We start from the raw sequence: 21,901 nt of genomic DNA, 5'->3' as shown, positions 1-21,901 counted from the left end.
CCCCACTCCCCATCCCAGGACCCCGCCGACGCCCGAGACCAAGTTCCGCCCCGCGATGTCGACGCGGCCGCTGGTCCGGCGCGACCGCCTGATCGCGGCGCTGCAAACCGAGCCACAGCCGCGGCTGGTCGTCATCCACGCCCCGGCCGGGTTCGGCAAGAGCACGCTGGCGGCCCAGTGGGCCAAGCGCCTCGCCGAGACCGACAAGGTGGCGGTGGCCTGGTTGAACGTCGACCGCGACGACAACAACGTGGTCTGGTTGCTGACGCACCTGATCGAAGCGTTCCACCGCGTGGTCCCCGGGCTGGCACCCGACCTGGCGCCCATCCTCGAAGAGGGCGACGACGCCGCCGCGCGCTACGTGCTCACCACGCTGATCGACACCATTGACGAGCGCGACGAACGGTTCGCCCTGGTGATCGATGACTGGGATCGGATCACCGATCCCGCCGCCGTCGACGCCCTGCACTACCTGATCGAGCAGGGTCCGCGCCACCTGCAGATCATCCTGACCAGCCGATCGCTGGAGAGTTTGCCGCTCGGCACCATGCGCGTGCGCCACGACCTCGTCGAAATCGACGCCGCCGCACTGCGTTTCGACGCCGAGGAGGCACGGGCTTTTCTCGCCGAGCAGACCGGTCTCACCCTGGCCGAGGCCGAGAGCGCCGAGCTGCGCGACTACACCGAGGGCTGGGCGGCGGCCTTGCAACTCGCGTCGCTGTCGCTGCGCGAGCACCCCGACCCGGCCTCGCTGATCGCCCACCTGTCCGGACACCACCACGCCATCGCCGAGTACCTGGCCGAGAACGTGCTCGACACCGTCGAGCCCGAACTGCTCGACATCATGCTCGAAACCTCGCTCCTGGAACGAGTCTCCGGCAGCCTGGTGACGGCCTTGACCGGACGGCCGCACGGGCAGGCCGTCCTGGAGAATCTGGAACGCCGCAATCTGTTCCTGCGCCGCGTCGACGAGGACGGCGACTGGTTCCGCTATCACCATCTGTTCGCGGAGTTCCTGCGCAGGCGGCTCGAACGCGACCGGCCCGAGCAGGTGCCCGAGCTGCATCGCGCGGCGGCCGCCTGGTTCGCCGACCACGGGATGCTCAGCGAGGCCATCGACCACGCGCTGGCCGCTGACGACGGGGAGAAGGCCGTCGACATCCTGGAGGCGAAATCCCGTGATCTGGTGCAGGACGCCCAGCTCGCGACGTTTCTGGGACTGGTCGCCAAGCTCCCGCCCACGGCCGCCGCCGCCCGCCCTCGGTTACAGGTCGGCGTGGCCTGGACGAACGCGCTGCTGCGCCAGCCCACCGAACTGCACGCCGCCCTGCGGCTGGTGCGGGCGTCGCTGGACAAGACCGCGGCCACCGATCCCGATCTCGCGCTCGAAGCCGATCTGATCGAGTGCGTGGAACGCGCCTTCGCCGACCACCCGGAGGGCGTGGACGCGGTGGTCGGCAAATGCCTCGGCCGGGCCGACACGCTGGGGCCGTGGGCGCTGTGCGCGGCGGCGAACCTCGCCGCGTTCTCCGCGATCAGCCGATTCGACTACGAGCGGGCGCGGGAATGGCACGACTGGGCCACCCCCTTCTACCAGCAGACCCGCAGCACGTTCATCTTGATGTACAGCCACAGCCTGGTGGGCATCGCGGCACGGGAAGAACTCGATATCGCGGCGGCCGAGCGCAGCTTCCGCACCGCGCTCGACCTCGCCACCGCCTCGTCGGGCCCGCGGTCCTACGCCGCTCGTCTGGCCGGCGCCCTGCTCGGCGAACTGCTCTACAAACGGGACCAGGTCGCGGCCGCCGAGCGCCTGCTGGACGAAGCAGGCCGGCTCGGCATCGAGGGCGGCCCGGTCGACTTCCTGATGGCCAACTACGCCACCGGCGCGCGGATCAAAGCGCTGCGCGGCGATCTGGCATCCGCGGCACGACGGCTGGACGAAGGCGCCGAGGTGGCCCGGGCACTGAAGCTGCCGCGCCTGGCCACCCGCATCGCCAACGAGCAGGTCCGCCTCGGCTTGACGGCCACCTACGTCACCGAACCGCCTGCCGGAGAAGGCGGCATCGCCATTATGGCCGCGGAATTGCGGGAGGATTCCGCGATCCGGATGCTGCTGCGGTCCGGCGCCGCCAAGCGGGTCGCCGCCGCGGTGGCACGCGCCCAGCAGTTGCGGGACTCCATCGATGCTGTTCGGCGGCCCAAGGCCGCGGCGCAAGCGTCCCTGCTGCTCGCCACCTGCCTCGCGGCGGCCGGGAAGACCGAGGCGGCGAAGGACGTCGTGGTTCCGATCGTGGCCAGGTGCGCCGACGCCGGGCTGATCCGGCCGCTGCTGGACGAGGGCCCCTGGATCATGTCGCTGCTGCACAGCGTGCACTTCGACCTACGCGAAGGCCGTTGGCACGAGGAGTGGCCGCTGGTTCCGCCCGCCTTCCTGCACCGGTTGCTGGCCCGCTGAAGCGGCCTCGGGGCTCACACCACCGGCTGCGGGCCGCGAGAGGTGTCGGTGTCGAGAATGTGCAGCACCCACCTGCCCTTGCCGTCGGCCTTCGCCCGATAGAGGCCGGTGTCGGCGGCATCGAGCAGCGATTCGGCGTCCGCGCCCGCGACCGCGGTGACGACCGCGCCGATGCTGATCGACATGCGTAGTCGCCGGTCACCGGCCGTTATCGGGTCGACCAGCGCCTCCAGCAGGCTGTTCGCCACGGTGGCCACCCGATGGTCGCTGGCAGGCGGCGGGATCAGCGCGACGAACTCGTCGCCGCCGATGCGGGCGACCAGGCACCCGGATCCGCGCACGCTGTCCTGCAGGCGACCGGCCACCGCGGTCAGGATCTGATCGCCCGTTCCGTGGCCGTAGCGGTCGTTGACGTGTTTGAAGCGGTCGATGTCGACGAAACACAATCCCGCGCGGTCTCCGTTGCTGGCTTCCGCGATCATCGCGTCGATCCGCTCGATGAGATGCCGCCGGTTCGGCAACCCGGTGAGGGGGTCGTGCCGGGCCTGCCGGTGCAGTTCCTCCCGCATCCGGTGCTGCTCGGTGACGTCCTCACCGACGGCGAGCAGATAGTCGCTCTGCCCGTCGACGCCCTTGACGAAGGTGATGGCGAACGAGGCCCAGCCGTAGCTGTCGTCGGCGCGGCGGATTCGCTGCTCCAGTTTGACCGTGCCTTTCCCGGCCGGGACCAGCTTGTCGTACACCAGTGTGCGGATGCCCTCGCGGTCGTTGGGGTGCGCGAAGTCGTAGACGGACACTCCGCGCAAGGTGTCGGCCGGGACGCCGATCATCTCGGCCAAGCCCCGGTTGACGTCCAGCAGCGTCCCGTCGGTGTCGCCGATGGCGATCGCGATCGCGGCGTTGTCGAAGACCACCCGGAACCGTTCGCCGGCCGCTCGGGCCGCGTTGCTCGCCGCCACTTCGTCCGAGCGGGACTGCGCTTCGTGTCCCTGGCCGACCGCCGCGAGCAGCGCCGCGAGCCGCCGTCCCTGTTCCGGAGCCGCTCCTGGTTCGGCCAGTCCGTAGAGGACCTGCGCGGACGCGCTCGGCACGGCCGGGCCGACCAGCCCGGCCGAGGCCAGCGCCGCGCCGACGCGCAAACCGGCGCCGGCGTCGAACGGTTCGGCTCGCAGGGCGGAGACCAGCTCCTCGACCAGGCCGAGCAGCACGAGTTCGGGGTCCGGTACGGACACGGACCCCTCGGCGACGACGCCCTGCAACGCGCGCCACCACAAGTTCGCCATCGAGGCGAGTTCGATCTGTTCCACCGCAACCCCCTCACCGTTCAGGCCGGAGATAGCCCCCGACGCATCGTATCCACACAAGTTCGAGACCGTCGAGTACTGCCGCCTGGAAGCATTCCCAGACGTGGTGGGGGTGGCGTGCCTATTCGAGCCCGTTCTCCCGGAATATCGACGCACCTTTGTACCGCAGCGTCTCCACCTGCCACACCCAAGTCGCCTGGACACACGCGATCAGATCGGCGATGTGCGCCGAGACCGTGGCCGCCACCGCGGCGTCTTCCGCGCCCAGGCGCTCGCACCGTTCGGTCGCCACCGCGCCAACCTGCCGGAATTCGGCCAGCCGCGCGCGCACGATCTCTGTGGCGCCGCGCACGGCGTCCTCCAGTGCCCATCCGGGATGGTTCAGCAGGACCGCCGGGATCAAATTGAAATCCGCGAGATCGACGATGCACTCCTTCTCGAAGGAGAACACGTCGTTCATCAGCGCGCCGATCTCCACGGTCAGCACCCGCAGCCGGCGGAGGTCCCCGGCGAGCTCGGTGTGCCCGATCCGCTCCCAGGGCAGGTAATCGTCCCGGCCGAACTCGCACAGCGCGATCGCCGGATACATGCCCGACACCTGGGATCGCAGGTCGATGTACTCGGCGACGCTCAGCAGGTCGCCGCGCGCCCTGGCGTTCTGATCCTGGATCGCGGGCCGCAGGTGCTCGATGGTGGAGTCGATGAACCGGTCGAGCCAGGCCGGGTCCGCGAGGGCGGCCAACATCGTGAGGAACGCCGACGTCGCGGTCTCCAACGGGGTCGGGTCCGCGGGCGCCGAGCGGGTGCGCAGCAGCACGCACAGCCGGTCGATCGCGACGCGCGCCCGGTGCTGCTCGTGCTCGCCGAGGTGCCCGAACTTCTCCCGGCCGACAGTGTCGTTGAGCCAGAACAGGATCGCGTTGTAGAGACCGATGATCGTCATCCGCTCCGCGGTCACGGCGCCGGGATGCAGATAGGGCGTCATGCTGTTGTAGTGCGGTCCCGCACGCTCGAGCCAGATGCCGTGCTCGCGGCAGAAGCGCTCGACCTCCGCGCAGGCTTGCTCACCGAACCGGTTGGGCCGGAAGTCGCGGCAGTAATCGACGATGTCCCAGTCGGGCGTGCCGAACATCGCGCGCAACGACCACTGCCGCCCGGCCCGCAGCAACATCTCGTGCTGCCCCCGCATGGTGACGATTTCTTGCTCGAGCGCCGATGTGTACTCACTGACCACAACGACTTCCTCCCACTATGGTGACTTCTAATGAATTGTCTCCGACTTATCGGGAGTGGGATCGGTCGAAGGGCGAAGATCACGCAACTTCCGCTCGGCCGATAGCGTTGGCGCACGCGCGATCTGGCGTCGAAGCACAGCGAACGGCGAGTTCACCACGAAACATGCGCCCCAGCCCCGGGGTCACCGTGACCCATCGAGGTAAGCGGCCCGTCTGGGACACGCGATCCGGCGCCCCGATCCGGTGTCGCCGAGCGCGACAGTCGAACGGCCCGGGGTTCGTCAAATAGGCGACACGACGGCCGAGGGTGCGCTCACTTCGACGGCAGGACGTCGTGCATGGTCAGCAGCAGATGGTCGAAGCGGGCCCGCTGCGCAGCCGGGCCGCCGCCCATCGCGGGAATCTCCTCGACCAATTGCCGCGCCAGAGTCCGCAGCTTGATGTTGGTCTCCTGGGAGCGCCACTGCAATACCCGGAACGCCTGCTCGGCGTTGATCCCGTACACGAGCATCAGAACGCCCTTGGCCTGCTCGATCACCGCTCGCGACTCGACCAGTTCGGGCAGCGTGCCGTCGAGGACCTCTTGCCGGTTCTCCTCGAGGGTCTCGGACACGTCGATCAGATAGCCGCAGGCGCCGACCACCGACTCCCGCTCGTCCAGCATGCGGTCGGTGACGACGATGACGTGATGGGTTCGCCCGGCGGTGTCGATGACACGGTGGCGGCCACAGAACGGCTCACCGGTGCGCACGGCGGCGGCGACGGACGGGTCGGCCGGCACGCGGTCGTCGGGGTGCTTGTGCGCGAGCAGCAATTCCGTGCTGGGTCGCTCGCTCCCCCCGGCGTAGCCGTATATGGCGGCCGCTTCGTCCGACCATTCCCATCGCTGATCCTCGAACCAGAAGCGGAAGCCACCCATGCTCTGCGGCGTGCCCGCGAAGACGCTCTCGATCGCGGAGGCGCTTCGCACCGTGGGGTGATCGATCCTCGTCACGCGGTCATTATCCATCGGCGTCCGCGGGCGACGGCGCGGAACACGGAATGAAATCGAATTGTGGCAAACTCTCCGCATCCACAGTAAAGCGGCATCTACCTATGGAAAATAGGGGATAAGTAGCGTCAATAATCCATCAGCAACCATTCCGCAATAGGCCGCGGCAGCTGCGCCCCCGCACCGCTGCCGACGACCCGTCGCCGCCGAGCCGGGCACGAACCGGCACCAGTGACGCTCGTCCGCGGCATTCCCGCCGTCTGCCCGACGCCGCCGAGCAGGTCCGCGAGTATTCGCGGGCCGCGTCCACCGAACAGTCGGTCCGGTTTGCCCCGCAAGTTGCGGGGCTGGCGTAAACGCCCGCGAAAACACCGACCATAACGTGGATCACGGGAGGTAGTCTCTGTTGCTGTGCCCACACTCGGCACAGATCCGCTGCACATAGGCCGCATTCGAGGGCGAACGTCATAACACGTTCCAGCTAGTGCGCAGACCGAAGGGGTTGTACTGATGGCAGGCAAGCGCACCGTCCTGACCGTCCGGTTGCGGCGGCTGGCGGCAATGCTGCACGAGATGCGCGAGAACGCCCAGCTCAGCAAAGAAGAGGTCAGCGCGAAGACCGGGATCAACGTCACCACGCTGTACCGGATCGAGACCGCCCAAGCCCGGCCCCAGCGTCGCACCCTGATGGCGATGCTCGACCTGTACCGCATCGGCGACGAACAGCGCGAGGACGCCCTGGAACTGCTGTCGGACGCGCTGAAGCCCGGCATGTCGCGCGCCTACGAGGGCAGCGTGTCGGAGGTGTACGCCGCCTACATCAACTTCGAGTCCGAGGCGCTGTCGGCCCGGCACTACCAGACCTCCATCGTCCCAGGGCTTTTGCAGACCTACGAGTACGCGACCGCCGTGATCGACACCTCGATGCCGAAGCTGGAGGCTTCGGTCATGGAGAGCAGGGCGAAGGCCAGGATGGATCGCGCCGTCAACCTCACCAAGGAGGACCCGCTCGAGCTGTGGGTGGTGATGGACGAGGCCGCGATCCGGCGCACCGTCGGCGGCCCGGCGGTGATGCGCGGCCAGCTCGACCGGCTGCTGCAAGAGATCAAGCGCAAGAACGTGATCCTGCAGATATTGCCGTTCGACGCCGGTGCGCACCCCGGTATGGCGGGTTCGTTCACCCTGCTGGATTTCCCCGACCCGGCCGACCCGGAACTGGTCTACGTGGAGGGCATCGCGGGCGACGAGCTGATCGAGGGCCACACCGAGATCCGCCGCTTCGGGGTGATCTTCGACCAGCTGCGCGCCATGGCGCTGAGCCCCCGCGACTCCGCGGCCATGATCGTGGAGACCGCGCGCCGGATGGACCGGATGGACTAGCCGCGACCCGAGCGGGTCGCCGCGGCCGAGGCCGCGGATCCGCGCGACGAAACGGCCCGGTGCACGACTATTCCGCCGCGGAGTGGGTACCCTCGCCCTTACTGCCGAGGGGAGGACGCATGTCCGAAGTCACTGTGAATCCGACGTCCGAATCGGGGCCCGAGCTCAAACGGGTGATGGGGCCGGGACTGCTCTTGCTGTTCGTCGTCGGCGACATCCTCGGCACCGGCATCTACGCGCTCACCGGAAAGGTGGCCAACGAGGTCGGCGGGGCGGTGTGGGTGCCGTTCCTGGTGGCGTTCCTGGTCGCGCTCATCACCGGTTTCAGCTACCTCGAGCTGGTCACCAAGTATCCGCACGCCGCGGGCGCCGCCCTCTACACGCACAAGGCCTTCGGCATCCATTTCCTCACCTTCATGGTCGCCTTCGCGGTGATGAGCTCGGGAATCACCTCCGCGTCGACGGCCTCGCGGGCGTTCGCGGCCAACTTCGCCGAAGCCTTCGACCTGGAGCTGGGCAGCGGGATCGCGGTGACGGTGATCGCGCTGGTGTTCATGGCGGTGGTCGCGGCGGTCAATCTGCGCGGGGTGAGCGAGGGCGTGAAGCTCAACGTGGTGCTCACCTGCGTGGAGCTGACCGGGCTGCTGATCGTCATCGGGATCGGCTGCTGGGCGCTGGGCGTGGGCGACGGCGACTTCTCCCGCATCGTCGAATTCGACACCGGCGAGCGCAACGCGGTCGGCGGCGTCATCGTGGCCACCACGCTCGCGTTCTACGCGATGGTGGGATTCGAGGACTCGGTGAACATGGCCGAGGAGTGCAAGGAGCCCAGCCGGATCTTCCCGAAGGTGCTGCTCGCCGGGCTGCTCATCACCGGGCTCATCTACATCCTGGTGTCCATCAGCGCGGTGGCGCTGGTGCCCGCCGACCAGCTCGGCCAAGGCGATACGCCACTGCTGAAGGTGGTCGAGGCCGGCGCGCCCAGCTTCCCCACCCACATCTTCGCGTATATCACCATGTTCGCCGTCGCCAATTCGGCGCTGATCAACATGCTGATGGCCAGCCGCCTGATCTACGGCATGGCCCGGCAAGGCGTACTGCCCCGGCCGTTCGGCCGCGTGCACGAGAAGCGCCGGACGCCCTACAACGCCATCATCTTCACCACGCTGCTTGCGCTCGGGCTGATCCTGTTCGTCGGCGAAGTGCCCGAACTCGGCGGCACCACGGCGCTGCTGCTGCTCGCGGTGTTCACCGTGGTCAACGTCGCCGTGCTGGTGCTGCGCCGAGACCCGGTGCCGCACAAGCACTTCAGGACGCCGACGCCACTGCCCGTCCTCGGCGCGCTCACCTGCGGCTTTCTCGTCACGCCGTTGACCGACCGCAATCCGGCGCAGTACGCCATCGCGGGTGTGCTGCTGGCCATCGGAATCGCGCTGTGGGGCCTGAATTATCTGGCCCTCCGTTCCATCCGGGCCCAGCCGTTGGACAACAAGCCGAGCGCCGACTGACCCACCGGCCGCGCGTGTCCGCCGGTATGTCGGATTTCTGCGGATGACTAGTCGCTGCCCGGTAGGTAAGGTGGGCGCCGATGACCAGCATGGAAGCCCGTTTCGGGGATGCCACCCGGACCGTGCCCCTCCCGAACCCGTGGAATCTGACCGCCTATCTGGCCGCGGTGGCCGCCCATCGCGGACGCTCGATCAGCCTGCACCCCGTGCCCAAAGCGATGCTGGCCGAAACAGGCTGCGGCGGAGGCGGCCTGTGGGTGGCACGCAAGCACGACGACATCATCGTGTACGACGCCGCGGCGACCGGCCGCAACGCCGATCACGTCATCCTGCACGAGATCGGGCACATGCTGCTCGGGCACCACAAAGACCACGAACGCGGCGACCCGCTGCCGCCCTCGCTGGCCGTCATCCTGCCGTCGATTTCGCCGCATTCGATCGAACACGTGCTCGGCCGTGCCGAATTCGGCACCGATCGCGAGCGGGAAGCCGAGGTCTTCGCCGACATGACCATGGTGTACGCGACGCTGCCGCGCCGCCGCAAGCGGTCGTTCCGGCTGTTCGGGCGAGGCTGACAGCTACCAGCGGTCGTAGCGCCCCTCGGGTAGTCGCCTGGCACCGGTGCGCAGGTCGTCGATGAGATCCTGGTAACCGTCGGCCAATTCGTCGATCCGCACCCACGCGTCGTAGAACACCGATTCCGGTGCGTGCGACAGCGCCGCGAAAGCCTGGGCGGCCAGCACGGCCAGGCGGTCCACCATATGGCCCACCGTCTCGGTGTGTTCGGGCGCGGCGGGCGGCGGTATCGGCATCGCCAGCGTGACCCAGCGGTCTATGCCGCGCACGAGTTGCGCCCGGCGCCGGTCGAGCTTGTCGCACTGACTCGCCGGGGTGCGCTCGCGAGTCTCGTGCAACTGAGCCAGTTCTCCGGCCGCCTCCAGCATCGGATGATCCAGGTGCGGCAGGCCCCGAAAGGCGGCCAGCAGAAGTTCTTTGCCGGGAACCACCCTGGCCTCGGACACCTGATCCACCTTCCGCACCCCCGTCTCGACCAGGGTGGACGCGTCTCGGTCACGTCCTCGATGCCTTGCCTCGCCGGTGTCCCGGCACTGCCCGAACATCCACATACCCCTAGCGTGACCGAGGGAGCAGGTCCCCGTGTCGAATTCGATCACTTCGGCTCGAGCGACACGCCCATCGATCGACTTTCCGGCGCCAGGACCGGCGATGCACCTACGGCAAACATCCAGTGACCTCGCGTTTTCCAAAGATGACGCCAACTTTCCTGCGACTATTGCCAACCGAGCCGACACGCCAGCCACTCGATAGCGAGTCGAGCAAACACCGACTGATTTTCTCGCAAATACGGCGATCGCGGCAACCCCGGCTTCCGGCAGGCCACTGCCCAATACCCGGCCAGCGCGCAGACGAAAGCGTCGACCGCCGCCGGATCGACATCACGGGTCACCGGATGCGTGGCGAGGATCGGATCCGGATCGACACCGGCGGCCGCGATCGACGGCGCGAGAGCGACGAGGTCGATCCACGCCGCGCCTCGGCATGCCCACGCCCAATCGACTGCCAGCACCGCACCGTCCGCGCGCCGCAACAGATTGTCCGGCCGGAGATCGGTGTGCAGCAATGTATCTCCCGCTGCGGCAGCGGGCCATGTCGCTTCCAGCCCCGCCAGTTCCGTCAGGTGACGCACGGACCAACCGTCCAGGTCCGCCGGAGGCCCGTCGATCGCGTAAGTGCGCCAGCCGACCAGCTTCGCCCCATAGGCTTGCGCCACCGTCGGCACATCCGCCAGGGGGCTCGGTGTCAACTCCGTCGCCAACCGCGTCACCAGATCGAGGGTCTCGCGCAACTCCCCTGGGTCGTCGAGTCGCGGGAACGTCCCCTCCACATCGTCGAACCCTGCGACGAACCATCCCGCGATCTCACCCGAGAACCGGCATCGTGGCGCGGGGGCCGTCGCGGGCAGGAGCGACGCGATCCGCGCCTCCTGCCGATACACCGGCGCGAGCCCATCCGCCATCTCGATCGCCTTCACGAAGGCAGCGTCACCACCGACCGTACGGACTCGCGCCGCCACGCCGTGACTGAACCCACCACGCTGATCCACGGCCGCGCACACCGCATCCCCGAGCATCCGCTCCACTTCCACCCGAACGGGATGCGGCACCTCCGCGAACCTGATCCTCGACGCGGCGCTTAGGTAATCGACCATCACCCCATCGTCCGAGTCCCCCGGGCCACGCACCACTGAATTACCTGCCCATGGAGACCGACAGTCGCCATCCGAGGCGCTTGCCCGCCGCGCGAGATCGTTGATCGTCGGGAGTACCCGATCGACGGACACCGCGTGAACCGGGAACCGACAATCGGGTTCGGCGCGGACCGCGGCACCTGTGATCAGGCTTCAGTCCACGACAGAGCGGTGCTGCCGGTCTGCGCTCTGCCCCTGAGCACCACTCAGGAAGTTGCCTCGGGCGTGGCCAGGTAGTCCTGACCGCCGACGTAGGTGGTGTGGCCCGGATCGGCGGGACTGGTGGTGGCCCGGGCGACAGCGGTGGCGAACTCGGTGACGGTGGGGAGGGCGCCTTGGTGGCGGCGGGCGGCCACGGCGTCGGGGTTTCGGCGTTCCAGCAGCTGGACGATGATCGTGCCGTCGATCATGTCGCCGGAGACCACATGCAAGGCGATGCCCCGGCTGGTGAGTTCCGGGATCATGGCCCGCAGGACGTCTTCGCCCGCGCGCTTGCTCGCGGCTATGGGTTCGTAGTCGGCGGGGACCGGTTTGCGGCCGTGGAAGTGCGCCTGATGACTGGTCACGAAGACGATCCGCGAACCGGACGGCATGTGCGGCAGGGCCAGCCGGACCAGTCGCTCCTGCGCGTCACGATTGAGGGCCATCGCGTAATCGGGTCCGGCATTGCGCTCCAGCCCGCCGGAAGCGTTGAGCACCAGCACATCCAGCCGCCCGAACTCCGCCACGACCTGCGCGATCAGGGCACCGGCCGAATTCGCGCCCGCGATGTCGGCGCCCGCGGTGGACGCGCTACCGCCCGTCTGCCGGATCGACTCCGCCAGCGTCTCGGCTCGCTTGGCCTTCTCCCGGTAGTTGATCACCACGTGGTCACCGCGCGCGGCGAGCACTCGCGCGGTCTCCGCGCCGATGCCGCGGGAGGCCCCCGTGATCAGAACGATGCGCCGTCCGATCGTGTCGTCCACCGTCATCCTCTCGGTCCCGCCCGGCGACCCCGGGCCAGTGCTTCTAATTCAGAATCACTATGCTGGTTCTAAATGAGAAGTGCAAGCGAACCGAGGCCGCCGCGCGGCCGGGAGGATCCGGCGAACGCGCCGCTGCTGGCCACGATGGATCTCCTCGGCCAGCGCTGGATTCTGCGCATCCTGTGGGAACTGGAAGCCGACCGCCTCGGCTTCCTCGAATTGCGCCGACGCATGGGCAACTGCTCCTCCAGCATGCTGTCGGTGCGCTTGCAACACCTGCAATCCGCGGGCTTGATCGCGAAGAACCCCGACAAGTCCTACGAACTGACCACCGCGGGCACCGAACTCGGCACGGCACTCGGCACGGTCTGGGACTGGTCGCGCCGCTGGCGGATGACCCCCACCGAAGCCGACGCCGGCTGACCGCACCCGAGCGCCCCGCGATTTCCCGGACCGTAGGGCCGCAGATCGGACAACCGCATTTGACCTTCGAGTTGGTTGAGGCCCCATGATGGCCCGGTGACGAGTTCGACAGGGTTGATCACGATCGGCGTGCTGGCGCGGGCCAGCGGGCTCACGGCCAGCGCGCTGCGGTTCTACGACGACTGCGGCCTGCTCGTTCCGGCTCGGGTCGACCCGCTGACCGGCTACCGCTACTACTCCGGCACGCAGCGGGAGCGCGCGACGCTCATCCGTCAATTGCGTGCGATCGATCTCCCGCTGGAGACGATCGCGGAGATTCTCGCCGGTGACAGCGAGCGCGCACGTCGCCTGCTCGATCGTCACGTGGCGGAACTGGCACGGCGGGCGGACGAGGCGGCGCGGGTCGCCGCGCTGGTCACCCGGGCGCTGCGAGCTCACGTCGCGGTCGATGCCGCGGTTCTGGCGGAGGCGCTCGAGCAGGTCCGCACCGCCGCGGCCCGCACCCGCGAGATACCGGTACTGGCCGGGGTTCTGCTGGAAGCGGGCGCGAACGCGGTGACGCTCACCGCGACCGACCGCTACCGCCTGTCCACCCGCACGGTGGTCGCGAATCGGCAGCACGGCGGCGATTGGGCCGTAGTGCTCGACCCGGACGGACTCGAGTCGATCACCGAGCGGCTGCGCGACATGGACGAAGTCGTCGCCACACCGACCGGCGACGGCTTGGTGCTGACCGGCGACGGCGTCGAACACCGGGCGACTGTCATCGATGAACCCTTCCCGGATCACCGCGCCCTGCTCTCCGGGCTCGCACCGGTCCGCACCAGGGCGATCGTCACGCGGCAATTGATGCTGGACCTTCTCGAAAAGGACGACGCCCCAGTACAATTCGCTATCCATCCGTCCGGGATCTCGATATCCGCACAAGGCGGAGCGCGCCGTCTGCCCGCGACGGTCACCGGCTCCGCCATCACACTGTCGTTCGAGCCCGCGACACTGCTGCCCGCCGTGCACACCGCGCTCGGCCCCGAGCTGATGCTCGACATCAGCGCGGCCGACCAGCCGGTGGTGCTGCGCTCCGCCACCGACGGCGACCTCACCACCCTGGCCATGCCCAGACGAACTTCCGGCCGCAACGCCTCGTAATAGTCACCGGACGCCGACGACTGCGGGCGACGCACACTCAGCCCGAGGCCCCGCCCACTTACGCACGCCGATTCTCGCTGAGCGGCTCCAGTCCTACCGCTCACCTGCGATTGCGGCCATCCGCCCCGCCTGCTCCGATGCCCGGCACGGCACCCGAGCCAGCCAGGCGCGATCACCCACGAACCTCTCCGTCCACGCACTCATGAAGGAGCCCCGATGAACCCATCCCCCGACCACACCATGAACACCATTACCAGCGCTGTCGCGCTCGGACACGAAGGCCAACCGGACGAGGCGCGGGACGCACTGCTCGCCGTGTGGGCCTCGCTCGGTCCGCAAGGCGACCCGCTGCACCGCTGCACGCTCGCGCACTATCTGGCCGACTTGCACGACGACGCGGCCGAAGCGCTCACCTGGGACATCCGCGCGCTCGACGCCGCCGACAGCCTTTCGAACGATCGCGCGCATAGCTATGACGGTTCGCTGCGAGTAGACGCGTTCTACCCGTCACTGCACCTCAACCTCGCCGACGACTATCGCAGGCTCAGCTCGTTCGGCGCCGCGCAGCGCGAGATCGAAGCCGCCCGCGCACGATTGCACTTGCTCACCGACGACGGCTACGGAGCGACGATCCGCACGGCGGTGGACGAGGTCGAGTCGGCGATCCGCGAACGGCGCACCGAACGAAGGGGTTCGGCGCCGACCGGTGGCCGATAACGCGCGAGCGGCCCGCACCGATCCGGTGCGGGCCGCTCGCGAACGGACTACTTCAAGCGGAGCTTGCCGAACAGGCCGTCCTTCTCGTCGTCGGGTCCCGCGGTGAAGTACAGCGAGTCGGCGTCGCCGAGACTCTCACCGTTGCCGAACATCAGCGCCCACAATCCCTCGATGGCGACCGGCTTGCCGTCGGCATCGCGCAGGTAGTCGGCGAACTTGCCGGTGGTGTCGTCGTAGGCCAGCACGTGCCCGGCGCCGCCGAAGTTGCCGACCAGCAGTTTGCCACTGAGCGGACCGAAGCCGTCCGGCGCGATCGTCACCGCCCATGGCGCGTTCAGGCGCTTGCCGTCGTCGATGATGCGCACCAGCTTGCCGTTGGCGTCGAACTCGGCCAGCTTGCCCTTGTCCGGCTTGCCGCCCGCCTTCAGCTCTTCGTCCTTGTCCAGCGAATCTTCTTCACCGGCGTCGAACTTCGTTTCGTCCTTCTCGTCCGGCTGCGTGGTGGCGTAGGCGACGAACACGCGATCACCGATGGTCGAGACGTTGAACGGCGCGGGATCGCCCGGCTCGGCCTTCTTCCCCTTCTCCGGCGCGGCCGGGTCGATCGCGTCACCGGTGGCGAACGGGTTGGCGAAGCCGATGGTCGGAATCGGCTGCCAGTTCTTGTCGAACGTCCGGACCTGCGGGTCGGCGCCGAAATCGGCGGCAAGCAGCTTGTCACCGGACGGTGCGAGCGCGATGCCGAAGAACTGCATGCCCAGCGGCTCGCCGTCGAAGACCAGATTGGCCGGGCCGTCGTGGCGCACGATCCGGCCCTCGAAGCCCTGCTCGGTCCACGCGGAGATCTTGCCGGAGTCGGTGGCGAAGATGAATCGCGCCGACCCGTTCAGAGGTCCGCCTTCTGCCTCCACCGGCTGGTCGTGGACGACGAACAGATCGGAGGTGATCGGCGCCGGATTGAACACCACGCCGGTGGTCTTGCCCGCGCTCTTGTCCGAGGTGTCGGCGTCCGCGCCGGGAATGGTGACGATCTTCAGCTGGTCCTGGAAAAGCTTGTGCACCTTCTCGTCCGCTGACTTGGTCACGTCGCCGACGAACTGGAACGACTTGCCGCCCGCGCCGACCCAGAAATGCCCGCCCGCGCCCTTGGGACGGTCGGCGAGCCCCCAGGCGTTCACCAGGTCGGGAAAAACGAACTGCGCCTTGTATTCCGCGTTGTTGGCCGCGAGGTTGGTCTGGACGTATTTGTTGCCGTCGAGCGCGCGCACCTCGTCCGGCTTCGAGTCCGAGCAGCCCGCGGCCAGCATCAGCGCGACCCCGAGCGCCGACGTGCGCAGCAGACCACTTCGGGTCCGCGACCGTGGCACACCGCCACGGCGCGACTCATTCCAGCGTCCGTTCAACTTCCTGTTTCCTTTCCGACCACACCACATTGGTGATAAGGCGAAGCTAACCTTAGCGTGAGCCGATTTCCGCAGTACCCGAACGGCGGGCGAAGGCCGGGTTTAGGCTGTTCGCCGTGGTCGAACCCCAGCCTGCAATTGCCCTGCATCCCGATATCGCCCCGCTCGCTCCACTGCTCGGCACTTGGCGTGGCAACGGGCAGGGTGAATACCCGACCATTCCGCCGTTCGGCTATGTCGAGGAAATCCGGTTCGGCCATCTCGGCCGCCCGTTCCTCACCTACCGGCAGAAGACTCGCGCCACCGACGACGGCCGGCCGCTGCACGCCGAAACCGGCTATCTGCGTTGCCCGCGTCCCGACCGCGTCGAATTGATCCTCGCCCATCCGACCGGAATCACCGAAATCTGCGAGGGCTCGCTCGCCGTCGAGGACGGCACGCTGCGCATGGAATTGGATTCCACCGACATCGGGCGCAGCACGACGGCGAAACTCGTCACCGCCCTCGGCCGTTCGCTGCGCGTGTCCGGCGACACCATCGACTACACACTGCGGATGGCGGCGGTCGGCGAACCCCTGCGGCATCACCTGGCGGCCACCTTGCGGCGGGACTGAACCGGCCGCGCTAGTAAGCGCTCGGCAACCGCCGACGCCCACTCGTCAGCTCGGTGACCAGATCCTCGTAGGCCAGGGCCGATTCGGCCAGCCGCTCCCACGCGAACCACAGGTCCCATTCCTGGTCCTCGGCCATGGCCGCGTACGCGCACGCGCTGAGCCGAGCGAGGCGGTCGACCACCGAGCCGAGCGATTCGGTGTGCAAGTAGGCTCCGCCGCGCGCCGCCGGCAATCGAGGTGCCACCCAGCGGTCGACGTCGCGGATCAGCCGGGCACGGCCTGCCTCGGTCTCGCGAATGTCTGCACCGCCCACGCGGAGCCGACGAGCATGCAGTTCGGTCAGGGCGCGCGCCCGCGACAGCACCGGATGGTCCGACGGCGGCGCGTCCTCCCGGCAGGCTCGCAACAGTTCGCTTCGCGTCGGCAGACTCACGACGCGCCTTTCCCGCCCGCGCTGGCCAGCGCGCAATTCACGATCACCGTGCCCGACGGACGGAACGTGTCCCGCGGAGCCACCACCCATCGGCGGAAGACGCCGTTCGCGTCGGCGGGCGAAGGCAGCGCGATTTCGCCGCCGAACGGCACGACGGACACGTCGATCCGGAACAACGCCGCGAACAGCCGCACATCGTCGGGAAGGTCGGGCCTGCACAAGAAAGTCCATCGGCACGAACGGATATGCCCGACTATCGGACCGAGCGGTAGTCCACGGGAAAGCATGGCCTCGCGCACGCACTGCCCCAGCCTGTCGGGCATCGTGATCCCGCCGACCACGCCCGCCTTCACCACGATCCGGCCGAGCTCCGGGTGTATCCCGGCGGGCAGCCCACAGATGCGGCGGTAAAACGCGCAGCGGGACGCGGGCGTATCCGCGAATGCCGCATGGTTCATTCACCAGCCTCGATTCACATAGTCGGATAAGCGAAAATCCCGGTCGCTGGACCTGGAACCGTTGGCACGGTTAAGGTTTCAGAACTTCTTCGAATCGGACCGGTCGCGTTCAGTAGAGCACCGGGCATAGCTGGGCGGGAATGTTCTCAGTGGTGGAATCGGGCAGATAACGCCCAGGTTCCAAGGCCCCCCGCCAAAAGGTTCCAGTTAGGTACCCGGCCACTAGTTCGGCTACGAAAGGGATTCGTCGTGAGTTCAACAGGTTCCACCCTGCCCCGTCGGATGCTGGGGCGGCAGCTACGGGCGCTGCGAATCGGGGCGGGTATCAGCGCAGAGTGCGCCCGCGACGCGATCGACGTGAGCAAACAGACCCTGTGGCGGATCGAGACCGGGCAGCCGGTCCGGCTTCACTCGCTGGTCATCGAGGGGCTGTGCAAGCTGTACGGGGCGTCCGACGAACGCACCGCCATCCTGCTCAACCTGGTCGAGGAGACCAAGCGCACCGGATGGTGGCACGCCTATGGAGACACCATCGCCGGGGAGTTCAGCCTCTTCGTAGAACTGGAGGCCGTAGCCAAACGTCTCGTCTCCTACCAGACGACCCTTTTACCCGGACTGCTGCAAACCGACGAGTACCGACGCGCGCTGATCTGGGTCGACCTCCCCGGAATACCCGGACAGGAAGTCGAACGGAGGATCGAGATGTTCAGGCAGCGTAAGGCTCGCTTGGACGACTCCACCCCCATACTCGTGGAGGCCGTTATCGACGAGTCCGCGTTACGCCGCGCGATCGGCGGACGATCGGTCATGGAACAACAACTCAGGCACTTGATGAGGGTCGGTGAAAGATCGCACGTTTCGATCCGAGTGATTCCGCTCGCGGCGGAGGCATACTCGGGGCTGGGCGCTGGCTCGTTTGTGATGCTCGACTTCCCGAAACACCCCATCGCCCACCTCACCGAGCCACCGATCGTCTACATACAGGAACTCACCGGTGACCTGTACCTTGAGAAGCCCGAGGAGATTCAGCGATATCGCCAGACGTACGCCAATATCCAGCGATCGGCGCTGAACCAGGAGCGAAGCCGAGCCCTCATCTGCAGGATCGCGAAGGAGTACGCCGAGTGAACATCAGCCTATCCGACGTCACCTGGTTCAAGAGCAGCTATAGCAGTGCGGAGAAAGACTGCGTCGAGGTCGCGTTCCTGGGCGAAAGCTCAGTGGGTGTTCGCGACTCGAAGAATCCAGCCGGACCAGCGCTGGTGTTCACACCGACCGAGTGGGATTCCTTCACGAGCTGGATAACCAGCGGTGACCTCCACACGGCGCAGGTCTGACAAGCTCCGCCGGCGTCCCGGACCCCTTTCGGTGGCGGTCCGGGGCACTCACCGGACGGACGACTCTGAGCGACTCCGCCTGCTCGTCGGGCCGCTTGCACAGTAGGTAACCCCCCGGTAGCGTCGACATTCGCTGCGGGGGGCGGAGAAGCCGGTCCGGCCTCGAAGAGCCAGGGACAATGAACCGGTGCGCAAGGGGAGCCAATGACATCAGGGCGCAATCCACGGCGACTGGCCGTCCTCGCCGTCGGTGCCGCACTCGTTCTGACAGGCTGCGACTCCTCGGCCGGTGATGCCGTGCCGACCGGAACTGCCTCCGCCAGCCCGAGCATCGCCGCTGACGTGCCCACTGGCTACAACCCGTGCACCGACATCCCGCAGAGTGTCCTCGAGTCAGAGAACCTGCGTCACAAAACCAACGAAGACCACAACGCCTCGGGGGGCATCAAGTGGCGTGGTTGCGGATGGGTTCAGCCGGATGGGTACGCACCCGCCATCACCACAACGAATATCACCGTGGACATGGTACGGGATAAGAATTTCGCAGATACCCGTGAATACACCATCAACGGGCGCCGTGCCATCTCTACACGACAGGTCGAGGAGCATCCCGAGAGGGTGTGCACCATAAACGTGGATATAAAGGGCGGAAGCCTCGAATTCTTCCTGAGCAATCCGTCGTCGAATCGTAAGACGGGCCGACTTGATACGTGCGCGCTCGCGAAGACTCTGGCGGAGAAAGTAGTTCCGACCTTGCCCGCCACAGTTTGAAACGCTGATGCGATCGAGTTCACCGGGAGGGAGTAGCACACATGGGTGACGACAACACGGAGCCGCTTCGGCCGATGGCCAACATCTTGAATGCGGCGCGGGAGGGGCAGCTAGGCATCGAGATGTCCGCAGAGGACTTCATCTACATAGACCGAGACTGCGAGTACTTCAAGATCTCCATTCGATCGATTCAGAGGTCCATGGACTTCGTCTCGCGGCATCCCCACTGGGGCTTGGGCGAGGGCAACGGCCACCTGGTATCGGCACAAACTCTGGTCGATAGGTTCAAGGAGAAGGCTCGCGGAGCCGAAGATCTCAACAGTGTTCATCAGATAATGGAAGACCACTACCGCATCGTCGAGGATATCCAAGAAGTGCACCGGCTGGTCCGGGATCGAATCATGCAGGCGGACAGCGATTTTGCGGCAGATTTCAACAGACTGAACACCACACTGCCCGAGCGCCCGCCCGTCGGAGTCCAATTCGCCCCGCCCAGGCTCCCGATTGGACCGAACGAATGAGCGGCTACGAGAACAAGCGTATTCCGAACGGTGGCGAGCACGCCGACAGTTGGGAGCACTCGCAGATCAACGACACGTTCAAGCCGCTCGATCCCAGCGAAGCTTTCACTCAGGCCGACACATACTGGCAAGCTCGCAACGAGTGGGAGCGAGGCGTTGAAACCTTCGCGCGCTCGATCCAGACTTCCATCGCGCAAGCCTGGTCGGGCCCCGCAGCGGAGCAGTCCAAAAGTTCCATCGCCAAGTACACCAGCGACGCGCAGAATCTGACGACCTCTCTGGAGGAGCTGTACTACCGCGTCCGCGACGCCGCCACCGCCATCTCCAATACGAAGAAGGCCCTCCCCGACACCGTCGACTACTCCTGGAACGAGCGCGTTTTCCATCCGTCGCGTTGGATCCTGTCGGACGACCGGTCCGAAGCCGAGCAGGCCGCGCGGGTCGCGATGAAGGAGTACTACGTCCAGCCGTTCAGCGAGATGGACGGCAAGATCCCGGTGCTGCCCACTCCGGTCGGCCCGACCGCGTCGGTCGACATTCCAGCGCCCCCGCCGGGCGGATACCAGAGCGGCGACAGCGGCGGCCCCGGCGCGAACGACACGGGCACCAGTCCCACCGCCACCGATCCGGGCACCTCCGAGAACACGAACGACGACGGCACGCCCGACGAGACGACGACCGAGGAACCACAGTCCGCCGACGAGTCGACGCAGGACCAGCAGTCCTCCGACACGACAACGACCGATACCTCACCCGCCGGTGTGGACCCGACATCGACAACCCCTGCCTCTACCACCGACCCGACCAAGACCACCCCGGCAGGCACCCCGACTACGCACACTCCGGGAGTCACACCGGGCAGCCCCGGATCTCCTGGCACACCGAGCCAGCCGCAACCGGGACGCAGCGTCGCGGGCACACCGGGCATGCCGAGCACAACGATGAATCCGGCGGCTGCCGCCTCGTCGGCCACCGCCGCGCGCGGAATGAGCGGAATGCCGGGCATGATGGCGCCCGGCGCTCGCGGCGGCGGCAAGGACGACGAATCCGAGCACAAGACGCCGGACTACCTGATCACCCAGGAGAACACCGACGAATTGCTCGGTGAGGTGCCGAGAACGCTGCCGGACGGCGTCATCGGCGGCACGCCCACCTGATCGGGCGGCTCTATTCTCGACTCCGCGCCCGCCCGCATCGCTACCGGTGCGGGCGGGTGGACAGTGGCCGCCCCGACGCGGCCGGATTGGACCTCACATGGCTGAATGGATCTGGGAACCGGACGACTTCGCAGCCCTCTGGTACGGCGACGCACACGATCGCATTCCTGGCCCATTGCGCTACACGAGTCGATTCGCCTTTCGCGACGACTTCGCCTCGCACCGCGCCGCCGTGTGGCAGCGCTATTCCGCGGACGAACTGGACGAGATCAACGCGGCCTTCCACACCCTGGGCACTTCCGACCTCCGCATCGAAATCCTCGGCGGCACGTGCAAGCACAAGAACACCACCGGCCCGCACGACATCCGTGAATACCGGATCCTCGGTGCCCGCGATACTTACCGCGCTGTCGTCCTCAGCCAAGCGGGCAATCAACACGAACACGGGCCGATACGGGTGCGGATGTTTCCCGCCGAACAGCTCCCGGCACGCCTGGTGAACGCGATCCCGCCCTGCGCGCCCGGCGGCGAGAAACCCGCCATGTTCCACCCTCACGACCTGACCCCCCGCCGCGACACCTACCTCCAGGACAACGCCCGCAACACCCCTCGCGAGCAGTACCAGCGCCTCCTCGGCCGCCCTGTCGACGGTGGCGGCACCGCCGTCCTGCTCACCGCTCCCCTGCACACCCGCACCAAGCCCGCCAAAGTCCTCCAATGGCACGACATCTCCGACGACGGCCGCTACACCGAACACCGCGCCGACCACATCACCGTCCGCCCCACCACCCCCACCGACCTGACCCCCCAC

Annotated in this window: 23 protein-coding genes; 14 read left to right on the top strand and 9 right to left on the bottom strand. The window is 67.4% G+C overall.

Going from position 1 to position 21,901, the window contains the following annotated elements; all coding sequences use genetic code 11:
• The coding region (locus tag HOV91_RS32360) for a winged helix-turn-helix domain-containing protein (protein ID WP_217441386.1) at nucleotides 1-2,458 on the top strand (2,458 nt) is incomplete at its 5' end.
• A gap of 14 nt (nucleotides 2,459-2,472) precedes the next feature.
• On the opposite strand, the gene HOV91_RS32355 is transcribed toward HOV91_RS32360, so the two are convergent.
• The 3 genes from HOV91_RS32355 to HOV91_RS32345 all read right to left on the bottom strand — a co-directional run bounded on the left by HOV91_RS32355 (nucleotide 2,473) and on the right by HOV91_RS32345 (nucleotide 5,991).
• Nucleotides 2,473-3,765 (bottom strand): diguanylate cyclase domain-containing protein, encoded by a 1,293-nt coding sequence (locus tag HOV91_RS32355; protein ID WP_312884847.1) that lies wholly within the window; start codon nucleotides 3,763-3,765, stop codon nucleotides 2,473-2,475.
• A 118-nt stretch (nucleotides 3,766-3,883) separates the two neighbouring features.
• Nucleotides 3,884-4,996: a terpene synthase family protein gene (locus tag HOV91_RS32350; RefSeq protein WP_174189091.1), complete on the bottom strand. Its 1,113-nt coding sequence runs from the start codon at nucleotides 4,994-4,996 to the stop codon at nucleotides 3,884-3,886.
• A gap of 314 nt (nucleotides 4,997-5,310) precedes the next feature.
• Nucleotides 5,311-5,991, bottom strand: coding sequence for a PAS and ANTAR domain-containing protein (locus HOV91_RS32345; protein ID WP_312884846.1), 681 nt, complete (start codon nucleotides 5,989-5,991; stop codon nucleotides 5,311-5,313).
• Between the two features lie 507 nt (nucleotides 5,992-6,498).
• Between HOV91_RS32345 and HOV91_RS32340 the strand changes: the two genes are divergently transcribed.
• From HOV91_RS32340 to HOV91_RS32330, 3 genes are all read left to right on the top strand, one after another.
• Nucleotides 6,499-7,368, top strand: coding sequence for a helix-turn-helix domain-containing protein (locus HOV91_RS32340; RefSeq protein ID WP_174189089.1), 870 nt, complete (start codon nucleotides 6,499-6,501; stop codon nucleotides 7,366-7,368).
• Between the two features lie 119 nt (nucleotides 7,369-7,487).
• Nucleotides 7,488-8,876, top strand: a complete 1,389-nt coding sequence (locus tag HOV91_RS32335; RefSeq protein WP_174189088.1) for an APC family permease — start codon at nucleotides 7,488-7,490, stop codon at nucleotides 8,874-8,876.
• 80 nt (nucleotides 8,877-8,956) lie between these two features.
• The gene (locus HOV91_RS32330) at nucleotides 8,957-9,451 is read left to right on the top strand and encodes a hypothetical protein (RefSeq protein ID WP_174189087.1); all 495 of its coding nucleotides are present in this window, start codon (nucleotides 8,957-8,959) and stop codon (nucleotides 9,449-9,451) included.
• Between the two features lie 3 nt (nucleotides 9,452-9,454).
• Here the strand turns inward: HOV91_RS32330 and HOV91_RS32325 are convergent, their stop codons facing one another.
• From HOV91_RS32325 to HOV91_RS32315, 3 genes are all read right to left on the bottom strand, one after another.
• The gene (locus tag HOV91_RS32325) at nucleotides 9,455-9,898 is read right to left on the bottom strand and encodes a DUF4254 domain-containing protein (protein ID WP_312884845.1); all 444 of its coding nucleotides are present in this window, start codon (nucleotides 9,896-9,898) and stop codon (nucleotides 9,455-9,457) included.
• Nucleotides 9,899-10,167: 269 nt separating this feature from the next.
• Complete coding sequence (locus HOV91_RS32320; protein WP_174189086.1) at nucleotides 10,168-11,106, bottom strand: phosphotransferase; 939 nt, start codon at nucleotides 11,104-11,106, stop codon at nucleotides 10,168-10,170.
• Between the two features lie 245 nt (nucleotides 11,107-11,351).
• The gene (locus tag HOV91_RS32315) at nucleotides 11,352-12,110 is read right to left on the bottom strand and encodes an SDR family oxidoreductase (RefSeq protein WP_438822713.1); all 759 of its coding nucleotides are present in this window, start codon (nucleotides 12,108-12,110) and stop codon (nucleotides 11,352-11,354) included.
• 72 nt (nucleotides 12,111-12,182) lie between these two features.
• Between HOV91_RS32315 and HOV91_RS32310 the strand changes: the two genes are divergently transcribed.
• The 3 genes from HOV91_RS32310 to HOV91_RS32300 all read left to right on the top strand — a co-directional run bounded on the left by HOV91_RS32310 (nucleotide 12,183) and on the right by HOV91_RS32300 (nucleotide 14,396).
• Nucleotides 12,183-12,533, top strand: a complete 351-nt coding sequence (locus HOV91_RS32310) for a winged helix-turn-helix transcriptional regulator (RefSeq protein WP_174189084.1) — start codon at nucleotides 12,183-12,185, stop codon at nucleotides 12,531-12,533.
• 96 nt (nucleotides 12,534-12,629) lie between these two features.
• Entirely contained in the window at nucleotides 12,630-13,679 is a 1,050-nt protein-coding gene (locus tag HOV91_RS32305; RefSeq protein ID WP_174189083.1) for a DNA polymerase III subunit beta family protein, read from the top strand.
• Between the two features lie 216 nt (nucleotides 13,680-13,895).
• Nucleotides 13,896-14,396: a hypothetical protein gene (locus HOV91_RS32300; RefSeq protein WP_174189082.1), complete on the top strand. Its 501-nt coding sequence runs from the start codon at nucleotides 13,896-13,898 to the stop codon at nucleotides 14,394-14,396.
• A 47-nt stretch (nucleotides 14,397-14,443) separates the two neighbouring features.
• Here the strand turns inward: HOV91_RS32300 and HOV91_RS32295 are convergent, their stop codons facing one another.
• The gene (locus HOV91_RS32295; protein WP_246351260.1) at nucleotides 14,444-15,703 is read right to left on the bottom strand and encodes a TIGR03118 family protein; all 1,260 of its coding nucleotides are present in this window, start codon (nucleotides 15,701-15,703) and stop codon (nucleotides 14,444-14,446) included.
• A gap of 212 nt (nucleotides 15,704-15,915) precedes the next feature.
• Between HOV91_RS32295 and HOV91_RS32290 the strand changes: the two genes are divergently transcribed.
• On the top strand, nucleotides 15,916-16,413 hold the full coding sequence (locus HOV91_RS32290; protein ID WP_174189080.1) for a peroxynitrite isomerase: 498 nt from the start codon (nucleotides 15,916-15,918) through the stop codon (nucleotides 16,411-16,413).
• 10 nt (nucleotides 16,414-16,423) lie between these two features.
• Here HOV91_RS32290 and HOV91_RS32285 read toward each other — a convergent pair whose 3' ends face one another.
• Both HOV91_RS32285 and HOV91_RS32280 read right to left on the bottom strand, forming a co-directional pair.
• Nucleotides 16,424-16,846 carry a DUF4254 domain-containing protein gene (locus tag HOV91_RS32285; protein WP_312884844.1) on the bottom strand — a complete coding sequence of 141 codons (423 nt, stop codon included), beginning with the start codon at nucleotides 16,844-16,846 and terminating at the stop codon, nucleotides 16,424-16,426.
• A complete protein-coding gene (locus tag HOV91_RS32280; RefSeq protein ID WP_174189078.1) occupies nucleotides 16,843-17,304 on the bottom strand; it encodes a DNA-directed RNA polymerase subunit beta in 462 nt (153 codons plus the stop codon). Before HOV91_RS32280 ends, HOV91_RS32285 begins: the two co-directional genes overlap by 4 nt.
• 249 nt (nucleotides 17,305-17,553) lie before the next feature.
• Here HOV91_RS32280 and HOV91_RS32275 point away from each other — a divergent pair, with 249 nt between their 5' ends.
• The 6 genes from HOV91_RS32275 to HOV91_RS32250 all read left to right on the top strand — a co-directional run.
• Nucleotides 17,554-18,432 (top strand): helix-turn-helix domain-containing protein, encoded by an 879-nt coding sequence (locus HOV91_RS32275; RefSeq protein WP_174189077.1) that lies wholly within the window; start codon nucleotides 17,554-17,556, stop codon nucleotides 18,430-18,432.
• Nucleotides 18,429-18,641, top strand: coding sequence for a DUF397 domain-containing protein (locus tag HOV91_RS32270; protein WP_174189076.1), 213 nt, complete (start codon nucleotides 18,429-18,431; stop codon nucleotides 18,639-18,641). The genes HOV91_RS32275 and HOV91_RS32270 overlap by 4 nt, the downstream gene beginning before the upstream one ends.
• Before the next feature lie 204 nt (nucleotides 18,642-18,845).
• A complete protein-coding gene (locus HOV91_RS32265) occupies nucleotides 18,846-19,412 on the top strand; it encodes a DUF3558 domain-containing protein (protein ID WP_174189075.1) in 567 nt (188 codons plus the stop codon).
• Between the two features lie 41 nt (nucleotides 19,413-19,453).
• Nucleotides 19,454-19,933, top strand: a complete 480-nt coding sequence (locus HOV91_RS32260) for a hypothetical protein (protein ID WP_246351256.1) — start codon at nucleotides 19,454-19,456, stop codon at nucleotides 19,931-19,933.
• Nucleotides 19,930-21,090 (top strand): hypothetical protein, encoded by a 1,161-nt coding sequence (locus HOV91_RS32255; RefSeq protein ID WP_174189074.1) that lies wholly within the window; start codon nucleotides 19,930-19,932, stop codon nucleotides 21,088-21,090. Before HOV91_RS32260 ends, HOV91_RS32255 begins: the two co-directional genes overlap by 4 nt.
• A 97-nt stretch (nucleotides 21,091-21,187) precedes the next feature.
• A partial coding sequence (locus HOV91_RS32250) for an ESX secretion-associated protein EspG (protein WP_174189073.1) occupies nucleotides 21,188-21,901 on the top strand: 714 nt, incomplete at its 3' end.

This window comes from Nocardia barduliensis (assembly GCF_013315795.1).
In the GTDB taxonomy this organism is placed as follows: Bacteria; Actinomycetota; Actinomycetes; order Mycobacteriales; family Mycobacteriaceae; genus Nocardia; species Nocardia barduliensis.
The sequence above is the reverse complement of the archived record's forward strand: the minus strand, read 5'-3'. Positions and strand labels throughout refer to the sequence as shown.

Excerpts from the sequence above, each read along its gene's own strand:
- HOV91_RS32340 (WP_174189089.1), top strand. The coding sequence starts at position 6,499 with ATGGCAGGCAAGCGCACCGTCCTGACCGTCCGGTTGCGGCGGCTGGCG.
- HOV91_RS32335 (WP_174189088.1), top strand. The coding sequence starts at position 7,488 with ATGTCCGAAGTCACTGTGAATCCGACGTCCGAATCGGGGCCCGAGCTC.
- HOV91_RS32330 (WP_174189087.1), top strand. The coding sequence starts at position 8,957 with ATGACCAGCATGGAAGCCCGTTTCGGGGATGCCACCCGGACCGTGCCC.
- HOV91_RS32320 (WP_174189086.1), bottom strand. The coding sequence starts at position 11,106 with ATGGTCGATTACCTAAGCGCCGCGTCGAGGATCAGGTTCGCGGAGGTG.
- HOV91_RS32310 (WP_174189084.1), top strand. The coding sequence starts at position 12,183 with ATGAGAAGTGCAAGCGAACCGAGGCCGCCGCGCGGCCGGGAGGATCCG.
- HOV91_RS32300 (WP_174189082.1), top strand. The coding sequence starts at position 13,896 with ATGAACCCATCCCCCGACCACACCATGAACACCATTACCAGCGCTGTC.
- HOV91_RS32295 (WP_246351260.1), bottom strand. The coding sequence starts at position 15,703 with ATGCTGGCCGCGGGCTGCTCGGACTCGAAGCCGGACGAGGTGCGCGCG.
- HOV91_RS32280 (WP_174189078.1), bottom strand. The coding sequence starts at position 17,304 with ATGAACCATGCGGCATTCGCGGATACGCCCGCGTCCCGCTGCGCGTTT.
- HOV91_RS32265 (WP_174189075.1), top strand. The coding sequence starts at position 18,846 with ATGACATCAGGGCGCAATCCACGGCGACTGGCCGTCCTCGCCGTCGGT.
- HOV91_RS32260 (WP_246351256.1), top strand. The coding sequence starts at position 19,454 with ATGGGTGACGACAACACGGAGCCGCTTCGGCCGATGGCCAACATCTTG.
- HOV91_RS32255 (WP_174189074.1), top strand. The coding sequence starts at position 19,930 with ATGAGCGGCTACGAGAACAAGCGTATTCCGAACGGTGGCGAGCACGCC.